The 11151-nt window shown below is 31.4% G+C and carries 11 protein-coding genes; 3 read left to right on the plus strand and 8 right to left on the minus strand.

Annotation, left to right across the window (positions count from 1 at the left end; genetic code table 11):
* The 3 genes from ftsY to ftsX form a co-directional block, all read left to right on the plus strand.
* Positions 1-1100: signal recognition particle-docking protein FtsY (gene ftsY / locus M983_RS10660; RefSeq protein WP_074388165.1), on the plus strand; the 1100-nt coding region annotated here is incomplete at its 5' end.
* Between the two features lie 5 nt (positions 1101-1105).
* Positions 1106-1771, plus strand: a complete 666-nt coding sequence (gene ftsE, locus M983_RS10665; RefSeq protein ID WP_066750192.1) for a cell division ATP-binding protein FtsE — start codon at positions 1106-1108, stop codon at positions 1769-1771.
* Positions 1764-2741 (plus strand): permease-like cell division protein FtsX, encoded by a 978-nt coding sequence (gene ftsX, locus M983_RS10670; RefSeq protein WP_066750194.1) that lies wholly within the window; start codon positions 1764-1766, stop codon positions 2739-2741. The genes ftsE and ftsX overlap by 8 nt, the downstream gene beginning before the upstream one ends.
* A 188-nt stretch (positions 2742-2929) precedes the next feature.
* Here the strand turns inward: ftsX and M983_RS10675 are convergent, their stop codons facing one another.
* The 8 genes from M983_RS10675 to M983_RS10710 are packed head-to-tail and all read right to left on the minus strand — an operon-like array spanning position 2930 to position 10520.
* Positions 2930-4114 (minus strand): hypothetical protein, encoded by a 1185-nt coding sequence (locus tag M983_RS10675; RefSeq protein WP_066750196.1) that lies wholly within the window; start codon positions 4112-4114, stop codon positions 2930-2932.
* Positions 4107-6665, minus strand: a complete 2559-nt coding sequence (locus M983_RS10680; protein WP_066750197.1) for a fimbria/pilus outer membrane usher protein — start codon at positions 6663-6665, stop codon at positions 4107-4109. Before M983_RS10680 ends, M983_RS10675 begins: the two co-directional genes overlap by 8 nt.
* A gap of 35 nt (positions 6666-6700) precedes the next feature.
* Positions 6701-7441 carry a fimbrial biogenesis chaperone gene (locus tag M983_RS10685; protein WP_066750199.1) on the minus strand — a complete coding sequence of 247 codons (741 nt, stop codon included), beginning with the start codon at positions 7439-7441 and terminating at the stop codon, positions 6701-6703.
* Positions 7438-8151, minus strand: coding sequence for a fimbrial biogenesis chaperone (locus M983_RS10690; RefSeq protein ID WP_066750201.1), 714 nt, complete (start codon positions 8149-8151; stop codon positions 7438-7440). Before M983_RS10690 ends, M983_RS10685 begins: the two co-directional genes overlap by 4 nt.
* Before the next feature lie 13 nt (positions 8152-8164).
* Complete coding sequence (locus M983_RS10695) at positions 8165-8698, minus strand: fimbrial protein (RefSeq protein ID WP_066750203.1); 534 nt, start codon at positions 8696-8698, stop codon at positions 8165-8167.
* Positions 8699-8713: 15 nt separating this feature from the next.
* Positions 8714-9271, minus strand: a complete 558-nt coding sequence (locus M983_RS10700) for a fimbrial protein (protein ID WP_066750205.1) — start codon at positions 9269-9271, stop codon at positions 8714-8716.
* Entirely contained in the window at positions 9243-9935 is a 693-nt protein-coding gene (locus M983_RS10705) for a fimbrial biogenesis chaperone (protein ID WP_066750207.1), read from the minus strand. Before M983_RS10705 ends, M983_RS10700 begins: the two co-directional genes overlap by 29 nt.
* A 45-nt stretch (positions 9936-9980) precedes the next feature.
* Positions 9981-10520: a fimbrial protein gene (locus tag M983_RS10710; RefSeq protein WP_066750209.1), complete on the minus strand. Its 540-nt coding sequence runs from the start codon at positions 10518-10520 to the stop codon at positions 9981-9983.
* Between the last annotated feature and the right edge of the window lie 631 nt (positions 10521-11151).

Consider the following 11151-nt stretch of genomic DNA (forward strand, 5'->3'; position numbering starts at 1 on the left):
AGCGCCAAGCGAAACATGAAGCAGAACAAGCGCGTTTAGAGAAAGAAGCTGAAGAATTACGTGTAGCACAAGAAGAAGAGCAAGCACGTCTCGCTATTGCTAAAGCAGAAGCTGAAGATGTAAACGCACTACGTGAAGAAGTGTTAGCCGAAAAATCAGTTGAGCAAGAAAAGCCAAAGAAAGAAGGTTTCTTTACTCGGCTGAAAAATGGATTACTAAAAACGCGTCAAAATTTAGGATCTGGATTCCTGAATTTATTTCGTGGTAAAAAAATTGATGATGAACTTTTTGAAGAATTAGAAGAGCAGTTACTTATTGCCGATGTAGGAATGGATACAACGACAAAAATTATTACTAGCTTAACTAAACACGCTAATCATAAAGATCTTAAAGATGCTGAATCTCTTTACGGTAAGCTACGTGAAGAAATGGGGGAGATCTTACATAAAGTTGATAAACCATTAAACATAGAAGGTAAAAAGCCATTTGTTATTTTAATGGTTGGTGTTAATGGTGTTGGTAAAACAACAACAATCGGAAAGCTCGCTCGTCAATACCAAGCTGAGGGTAAATCTGTTATGTTGGCAGCTGGTGATACTTTCCGTGCTGCTGCCGTTGAGCAATTACAAGTATGGGGTGAGCGTAATAATATCCCTGTCGTTGCACAACATACTGGTGCTGATCCCGCATCTGTTATTTTTGATGCCATTCAATCAGCGCAAGCAAAAGGTATCGATGTTCTGATTGCAGATACTGCGGGACGATTACAAAATAAGGCTCATTTGATGGAAGAGCTGAAAAAAATCGTTCGTGTTATGAAAAAACTAGACGAAGAAGCACCACATGAAGTGATGCTGACATTAGATGCTAGTACTGGTCAAAATGCGGTAAGCCAAGCTAAATTGTTTAATGAAACAGTTAAGCTAACTGGGTTAACGTTGACTAAACTTGATGGTACAGCAAAAGGAGGGGTTATTTTTTCTATTGCTGACCAGTTTGGTATTCCTATCCGTTATATCGGCGTAGGTGAAGGTATTGAAGATCTGCGTCCGTTTAAGGCCGACGATTTTATTGAGGCTCTGTTTGCCCGCGAGGAGTAGCTGTAATGATCCGCTTCGAACACGTCAGCAAGGCTTATTTAGGTGGAAGACAAGCATTACAAGGGGTAGATTTTCATCTGCGCCCTGGTGAAATGGCTTTTTTAACTGGTCACTCAGGGGCTGGTAAAAGTACATTGCTTAAATTAATTTGTGGAATAGAACGCCCAAGCGATGGCGCTATTTGGTTTGCAGGGCATGATATTAGCCGGTTAAAGAATAGTGAGATCCCTTTTCTTCGTCGTCAAGTTGGTATGATCTTTCAAGATCACCATTTATTGATGGATAGAACGGTTTATGACAATGTTTCTCTTCCCTTAATTATTGCTGGCGCAAGTGAAGAGGATATTCGACGAAGAGTCAGTGCTGCGTTAGATAAAGTCGGTTTATTAGATAAAGCCAAAAATTATCCTATTCAGCTTTCAGGTGGTGAACAACAACGTGTTGGTATTGCTCGCGCTGTTGTCAATAAACCCACTGTACTGTTAGCGGATGAACCTACTGGTAATCTAGACGGTGAACTTTCAGAAGGCATTATGCGGCTTTTTGAAGAATTCAATCGCGTTGGCGTTACAGTATTAATGGCTACCCATGATATGGCACTCATAGAGCGCAGAAATTATCGTATTCTTACATTAGGCCAAGGCAGAATGGTGGGAGGGCAAAATGGCTAAAGGAAAAAATTCCCGTAAATCAATGCCTAAACCTGGTGCAAAGACAAAAGCATTGCGTGGTGGAAGACGTGAACAATGGCGTTATGCTTGGCGCAATACAATAGCAGATTTCTTACGTCAACCTCTTTCATCATTTCTAACTGTTATGGTTGTCGCTATTTCATTAACGCTTCCTAGCATTTGTTATATTGTGTGGAAAAACGTCTCTACTGCGGCTGAGCAATGGTATCCGACTCCTCAACTAACTGTCTATCTTGATAAGTCTCTTGATGACTCATTAGCAGAAGCCACAATTAAAAAAATAGAAGCACTTGAGAAAGTTAGCGATGTTAATTATCTATCAAGACAAGATTCTTTAGTTGAATTCCGTTCTTGGTCTGGTTTTAGCAGTGCGCTGGATATGCTAGAAGAGAACCCTCTTCCTGCTGTCGCGATTGTGACGCCAATTATGGAGCCTGGTAACCAAGAGTTAATGACTAATCTGCGGGATAGTGTTGCCCAAATTGCGGGTGTTGACGAAGTTAGAATGGATGATAGCTGGTTTACAAGGCTTTCAATATTAACCTCGCTTGTTGGTCAGATTGCAATGGTGATTGGGACATTAATGATAGTGGCATTATTGCTCGTGATTGGTAACAGTGTTCGTTTAAATATTTTCAGTCGCCGTAATACGATTAATGTTATGAAGCTTATTGGTGCAACTGATGGTTTTATCATGCGTCCTTTTCTCAATTGGGGGCTGTTACTTGGCCTTGCAGGTGCTATTTTTGCCTTAATTTTTTCTGCATTATTAGTATGGAAATTATCTGACGTAGTGACACAAGCAGCCACCGTATTTGGTACGTCATTTTCTATTTCAGGATTAGGTTTTGATGAATCTATCATCCTTATTTTGGTTTCTATGACGATAGGCTGGTTTGCTGCTTGGTTGACGACAATGCAACATTTGCGACAATTTACACCAGAATAAGCACTGAATACATAGCTATTATAACGATGAAGTGAATAATGATATCCCATTGCTTAATGGGATATTTTTTTATGTCTATCATGTGTGAATATATCAGCAAGAATAAGCAGCCCTCAAAAAGAGAGATGAAAACATCTTACTTTTTGAGGGCTGCTTTGAGATTGAGCAAAGATACCGCTATGTTATTGTTATTTCACTAATACATTTACCGTTGTATAGCCAGAATAAAGGCCAGTAGAGTAGGAATTATTGTTTTGTGTACATAAACCCCAAACTATAGATAAATCAAATGTTTTATTTTGTTCACTTGAGAGTAACGAACCAACACTATAAGTTTTTTGTCCGTTAAATAATATAGTTGAATCTGTTATGGTATTATCACAATTAGGTTGTTTAGACTCGCCATTATTTGACCACTCACCCACAACGCTCACAGGCTTATCGTTTTCTGTCCTTTTTAATAATAATCGATTAGGTTGTTGACTATTTAGATATCGACTATTGGTTGAAAATGAAATAAAGATATTTGAATTAATATAAAGACTAGGATCTTGTTCACAACTAACTGAAAAGGGCATATTTTCAGTTGCAACGAGTTTATTTGCACTCGTATTTTTAATCGACACACTACCAAATTCAATACTGGTTGGCATAACTAAATTACAATCAATATTTGAGACTTTAAAGATATCATTTCTAAAAGGTAAAAAAGAATCTGACATTGTTAATTTAGTGCTACTTACCGAATTTTCTTTGAATAATAAGGCAAAGAAAAATCTTCCCATTGAACTCCCATTAAATTGTGTTGAAGAGGAGCTTAATGAATGTCGCCATAGTGTCCATGTTCCTTGTACCGTCATCGTTATTTTACTATTCGGTTTTAAATTATATCCATTATTTGGGAAAGTAATACCACATAACCATGTATTATTTTTCTGACTTATTTCATTGCCGTTTTCATCCATTACGGTAAAAAAACCACCTTTAAGTTCATAAGTATAAGTCGTCTGTGTATCTTCATTGGGTTTAAAAAAAGAATAAGTTCCATAAAGACTAGGAATAAGATAAAAATCAGAATTAACAGAGTAAGAAGTTAATGCCAATCGCCCATCACTGAGTGTCACAGTATTTTCCGGTTGATGAATAGGACAAAAATAGGAATTTGATACAGAAAAACCGAATGAAGGGACCATTTTATAGTTATAACCAGAACTTGCATTGCCTGTAATGGTAAAAGGAATGATCGGTGTTTCATAAACCTCACCTGTAGTCGCTGGAATATAAATAGTTTCAGCATAACTACTAAATGCTATCTGAAGTAAAAAAAATAATACGATATATTTAGGTTTAAGTTTAGATATTACATTACTCATTATTTTCACACCTAATTGACAATTGTTTGATTATTTGTTCATGCTCATTTTCATTATTATTATTTTCTGTGGATGATAGATCGAATAAAGCAGTGCAAGATTTATCTTTTCCCCATTTAATTAAGATAGAACCTTTTATTGGTAATCCACTCATATAAATTTGATTATTATCACCTACAATGCCGGTATTGGGGTCTGTAGAATCATTCAATGTTCCAATTGCACCAAATGGAATATTCTTATCAGACAATAATGTGATAATCGCTTGATAGCCAAATTTAGTTTTAAAGTTAGCTTTAACAATCGCCCCTCGAGTTGGGTAAACATTCACGGATGTTTGATTTAGTGTCACATTAGGTGGCAGTGAACTTGGATTAACAGAAACCGTATTTTTACTGTAACTCATTAAATTAGGAACAACGCCAAATCCAAAATTATCAATGGATGTATTTCCAGATAATGTCGTCGCGCCATTAGCATGATCTGCTTCAATAAGGCTGCTTGATTCACCTAGCCATTTACTTAGAGTGAGTCCTTGAGAATGAAGGATCACGCCACCTGAAGAGTTAAAGTTTGCAAATTGATTATCTTTAGAATATCCATAAGTAACAGAAGATGAATTAACTTTTCCTTGATATCCTAATGTCACCGAGCTGGTATTAGATGAATTTTGCTGATTATTTAAACTTTGATTGATGCTATATGAAATCTTATTGTTCGGTAATACACCATTAACCCCCATTATTTGGTTGCTATTATGTTGATTATCATGTGAGGTGAAATAATTGGCATTCATCGAAGCATACCTTTCATCTGTTGAGAATACAGAGAACGGTATATTAATACTAAGACTTATTTGTCGATTAATAGGTCGTTGGGTATTATTAGAGTCATAAGAGTAGCGATCTATACTATAAATAATAGAATAAGGAATATTCTCTATATTATTATCATAAGAGGTTTGTAAATTAAGATAACTTTCAGAGGTATCCCAATAAGTATCTTTATTAGCACGGAAGCTGATAGTGCCATATTTATTAAAACCTTGAGTCAATGATGCTTGAAAACTATTTTTCTTTTTTGCAGAAAAAAATATATTGTCATTATTTTTTATATTTGCACGATTAAATTCATCAAAGGTATAAAAATTTTCAGTAGAATAACGCAAGGCGGCAAAGTCAATCGTAGTACCTATACTATTAATATTTTTAGAATAGCTAACTTTATATGATTGTCCATTTTTATTATCTTCAATAAATTGACTATGAGAATATGTCGAGTCAATAGAGATAACACCTAACTCACCAAGTGAAACTCCGCTACCAAATAAAATAGAATGATATTTTGGAGAAAGAACACTATTGGTATAAAAAGTAAAAAAATTGTTATACCCATAAACTAAAGCACCACTAAATACCATTTTGTCTTTTTTATCAAGACGCGATTCTTCTGAGTATTCACCTAAATCGACTTGATAACGCAATGAACCCGGTCTTAGCATAATAGGTAACGATGAAAATGGTTGTATATATTCTCGTGTAGTACCATCTTCTTCTTTTATTTGGACTAATAAGTCACCGGCACCACTATTTGCCGTAATATCATGAATGTTAAATGGACCTGGAGATAAGTAATTCTGATAAATAATAATACCATTTTGTTTTATCGTAATTTGTGCATTAGAGTTAACGACACCTTTTATTTCTGGCGCAAAAAAACGTTCATAAGAAGGAAGCATTCCAATATCTGTTTTTAATTTTATTCCTTTATATTTATAACCCTGAGCCACTTCAGAACCAGAGTCAATTTCACCAATATATACGATGGAATTTAAAGGAATTAAATCCCTGTAAATATAAGTATTATTGAACTTGCTATTACTTTTTGTATTAGAATCATTCCATGAACGATTATAATTAAAATTTGTTCTTAATCTCCATGCATCAAAATTTACTCCACCAGAAAACCGAGAGAATAAGCTCTTTTGGTCAGCATGATTATATCTCATTTTACTACCAGAAATATTATAGTTAAAAAGAATAGCAGGTATTCCCTCATCATATAATGATGTGGGGATATAATTAATCGCTTTGGGTTTTAAATATAATTGAGGTATCTGTAATTTTAAAATTTGCTTATTATAATCAAATGAAAAATTATATTGAGGAATGTAATGTGCAATATTATCAATATTAGAATCTTTAGATAAGTTTTTTAATTCTTTTGTTGAGGATAGATTAACACCAAAATTTTCGAGATCAGATGGTGTAAATGAAGGAACAATTTTATTATCTTTTGTCTTAACAAAATTAACTTCTTTCGTTAATATTCTATTATTATTTACAAATATTGTTGCCATATAAATACCAGCACCAAATCCACCTTTAGTTTCGTAAGGTGTTAAATCAATATCTGTATTTTCTTCTGCATTATCATCACCAATAGTTAAAAATGTGGGATTAAAATATTCTGATGCATGAGCAGTATTTGCATATATTGCTAAGAAGCAAAAATAGAATATAGTTCTTAATTTGATATTATTTTTATACATTACTTTACTCTTTATTTTAATCCTATTATCTTAATTTAATCTAGAAAGCTGGTCATTTCTTTAGAATTAAATCCAACCGAATTAATATAAACCCAAGATATTTTTTTATTTAATGGTTTTCCTGTCACTTTATATTCTTTATGAGAAAAAGGATTCACCATATTTATTAATTCTTCATTGCTTATATCTATCCCATTTATTTTTATATAAGAGAATGAAATAAAATATGGCGATGCATTTTCTACATGGAGCTTATTACCATCTAGATGAAATTTTATATTTTCATAAAATTGAGAGTCTTCAATAGCTGGGATGTTTTCAGGTCTATGATATATCTTAAAATTAAATACTGGTGTTAATGTTATTTCGTGACTATCTTTTTCTTGAGGGGGAATGATCTTTATCATTAGATAGTTAATTTCTTCTCTATCTTTAGAAAAATTACTATCTTTTTTAATAACCTCAAATAAATTTTCATTTGTTGGATCGACTTTTACCAATGGTGGTACGACAATGAAATTATTATGATCATCTTTTTTTATATCATCACTACTTTCGTCATTTTTATTTTTAATCCAGGCCTGCATTAATACTGGTTTATCACCTGAATTCACCATCTTAAAATAGGATTTATTTTGTTCATTTTTATCAAAAATAACTCTACTTTTTTCAAAAAATATGTTTGTTTTATTATCATTAGCGATAACAAATGGCATGAAAAAAAATAGTATGAATATAAGTTTTTTATATTTTTCAATGTATCTCATCATCTTCATTTTATCTCATTTTTATATTCTTTATTTTTCACGTCGCCATTATCACTAATAACAGACAAACTCATTATTTTAGTGCTAGCATATTTAGTATGATATTTCATAGATGAAAATGGAGAAATCATTGAGTTATCATAATCTAATGCAATTTTTTCTTTATCTAAAATTATCTTAGAAAAAGTAATATAGTAAGGTGATGTGTTTTCAATAATAAGATTATTGTCTTTATATTTAAAAGATAAATTATTTAATACATCGTCTTCATCTTTTTTGTCTATTTGTGATGGTCTATAAAATACTTTTAATACTGATTCAGATGCAATAGAGATACTATTATTCTTGTTTTCTTCCTCTTTTTTCTCTAATGATGGAATAGATAATATATACAGATGCAGTAATGATTCTCTGTCATCAGGTAATTTATCACCATTAATCATAATTTGTGTGGTAAATTTGTTATCAGGTTCTACCCTAAATAAAGGAGGAATAGCAATACCTGGTTCTAAACTATTTTCTGATACATTGTTATTTTTATTGAATTTTATTTTAGCCTGAACTAAAAAAGGCGACTCTGATTTATTATATACCGTTATGACATTTTTTTCTTTCGGCATATAAATAATTCGAGTTTTATCTAATGCTATATTTTGAACTGCAAAAACATTAAGTGAACTTAATAATAATAGTATTGCAGTATACATTTTTAATTTCATCGTATTCCTACTGTTAAAAATAAAAGAAAGAAAATTTCACATTTGAATAAATTTTACCTTCTTTAACAGATTGGCAATTGTCATCTAAACATTTTAAACTTAAATCAAGATCAATGGATAATGAGTTATTATTTTTATCATAATTCCAAACATCAGCATTATTTTCTATTATTGAAGAACTGCCTTTATTTTTAAAAATAAAACCAACGGTTGATGTATATTTAGAATTAAAAATGGACTTTGAGTTACTAATTGTACTTCCACTAACTGTAATTTTAGGTGCAGCATCATCACTATTAAGATCTGCGGTACAATTACTAATAAGAATATTTAAATTTTTTGCTTCAACATTATTTTGTTCAATATCATTAATTGGTATATCACCAAAGTCTATATTATTTTCTGATAATTTAATGTCACAAAGACCTTTACTTAAAGAAACGTAAAATGTCAGATTTTGTTTATTAGCAGGTACACATTGTTCTGAGTAAAATAAAATAAGAATTAATACTATTTTAAGAAAATATTTTTTATTTATTCTTTCCATTTTATATGGTTCCTATTATTTATATAAAATGGTAAATTTTACTGGGACATTAACATTTCCAATGCCGACTTTGGTATCCGTAGGTCCTTTAACTAACCCTACAGTAATATCATATAAATTTATTCCATTTTCTAATTTTTCGAAAGATACTTCATCACCTTGAGAAATAACACTATCTTTTCCTTTAAAATTTAAAGGTGTATTATGTTCTCCTTTTTTAAACATAAAGCCGACATTCAATTTTTCAGATGCAGAGTTACCAGTAAAAATAGATTTATCCTGTGAAAACACACTACCTTGCAATACTAGTGCCGGTATCACTACATTTTCCACATTATTACAATCAAGTGAAATGGTAAGTTTTTTTATATCGACAGCATCAGTATCATTAAAATTAGCACTAATATAATCTCCAAAATAGAGACTATCAGGATAACTCACAACACATTTTATGCTGACAATATTTGCGGTCATTGAAAGCGTATCCGTCGATGATGCATAAATACTTATATATGGAAAAAAAAGTATAAAAAATAGAGCAACTTTAATTTTCCATTGTATAGGTAAATTCATGCTCTGCCCCTAAGTCATCAATTACTTTGAATGTTATTTTTCCATTGGATATTTTATTTAATGGATAAACTCTGTTTCCAAAGGGCGGGATCATGGTTTGCCCTGTATTTACATTCATTGCAATAATATTCTCTCCTACCATCAATTCACTTAATGTCAGGTAATAGGGTGTTGGGTTACTCACATTGAGACTATTATTTTCTTTTTTAAACGTGAGTTTTTTCATATCACTAATAGCGAGTTTTTCTAATCCTACTGGTCTATAAAAAACTTTCACTATCACTGAGAATGCCACATCTAATGTATTCTGTTTTTGTTTTTCAGTACCAGGTATCGCTAATGTGCTAAATAGAAATAATGACTCTCTATCCATAGGGAGATCGTGATTATTATTTAATTTGATAGAAAAGGTTGAAAGACTTTCCGGCTCCGAGCGCATTAATGGCGGTATCACAGTAAAATTAGTCTGTGGTAGCATATCCATTGTTTTTAAAATTGAACTTTTTAATAAAAATGTTTCATTATGCGTTGTATTTCTAACGGTTACTGGTTGCTGAGTACTATCGCTATTATAAATAATGCGTGATGCATTTATGCCTATTCCATTAGCTTGTGCGTAGCTCATACAAACAAAATATAACAAGATATATTTTAAAAATTTCATAATATATTCGTTCTCGCCCTCCTATTGAAGGAAGGCTAGATTCAATTAATTAGCGATATAGGAGAAAGTAACAGGAACAGAAATGCTACCTTTTACGATAGAGGTATTTTGTGCAAAGGTTGATGCTAAGGTTGCAGTAAATGCAGCTGTACCATCTTCTTCTATCTTCACGGTTCCGTTATTACCTATGATATTGTCATTGTTTCTGATAATGACACCAGTTTCATTGATTGTTGAATTTGAAAAGAATTTATTATTTGATTTCCAAGCTGATGAGCCTGTTAATTTAATTGATGAATTTTCATATGGATTTGTTGCATTTGAACAATTGCTTAATTGCACAACAAAATCTTTTGCACTTTCAGCAACTTCAAGGAAGTTAGATGTTGAGTTTGCCTTAAAGCTAGCAATAACCCAGCTGCCTAAATCAATGTTATTACCGCTGATATTGGTGTTTACATCGCAAGTGGCTGAACTAATTGTTGCTGAAAAATTCACAACACTATTGTTTGCTGAAAAAGCGTTTGAAGCATATAACGCACAAATAACAATACTTCCTAATTGAATTTTTTTTACCGATTTCATATTTTGGACCTATCTACTTTATTTTGCAGTATAATATTTATCTAAAGTGTTTCTATATTACTTTTATAACAATATAATAAATAATGATTTTTATACTAAAAGTAGTTTGAATAATCGGTTTTTCCCATTATTTTTTACTTTTAATATTAATGTCTCTTGTTATTATATATTGTGATAAATATATTTTTTACCGAGTGTCTTTGATGGTTCGTACCTTATTAGATGATAATAATTTTATTCTATTTTATTATTAATCTTCATTTTAAGTGTATTTACTTTATTAAAATCACCTAGATCATCTCGGCTGTAAAACATCAACTTTTTCATTGTTTATAAATAAATAAAGTAATGCTTATTTATCAAGCAATGCTCATATTTAATCATTAATGTTTTTTTCAATTTAAAGGTAATTTTTATGTTATAACCAATCGTTTTTACCTATTAATTCATCAACCATAACCCTAAAATAATGATATTTTTTACCAAGTGTAAGTAAATATTTTTTTAATAAAAAGTACCGGTATAAATATAAATAATTAAAATTAAATACTCTGTTTTTTTAAATTTATTCTATTTTTAATTTATTATTTATTAAATTTTCAATCTATTTTTATTAAGTGTTTAATTATTT

It is taken from the genome of Proteus myxofaciens ATCC 19692 (genome assembly GCF_001654855.1).
GTDB classification, from domain to species: domain Bacteria; phylum Pseudomonadota; class Gammaproteobacteria; order Enterobacterales; family Enterobacteriaceae; genus Proteus; species Proteus myxofaciens.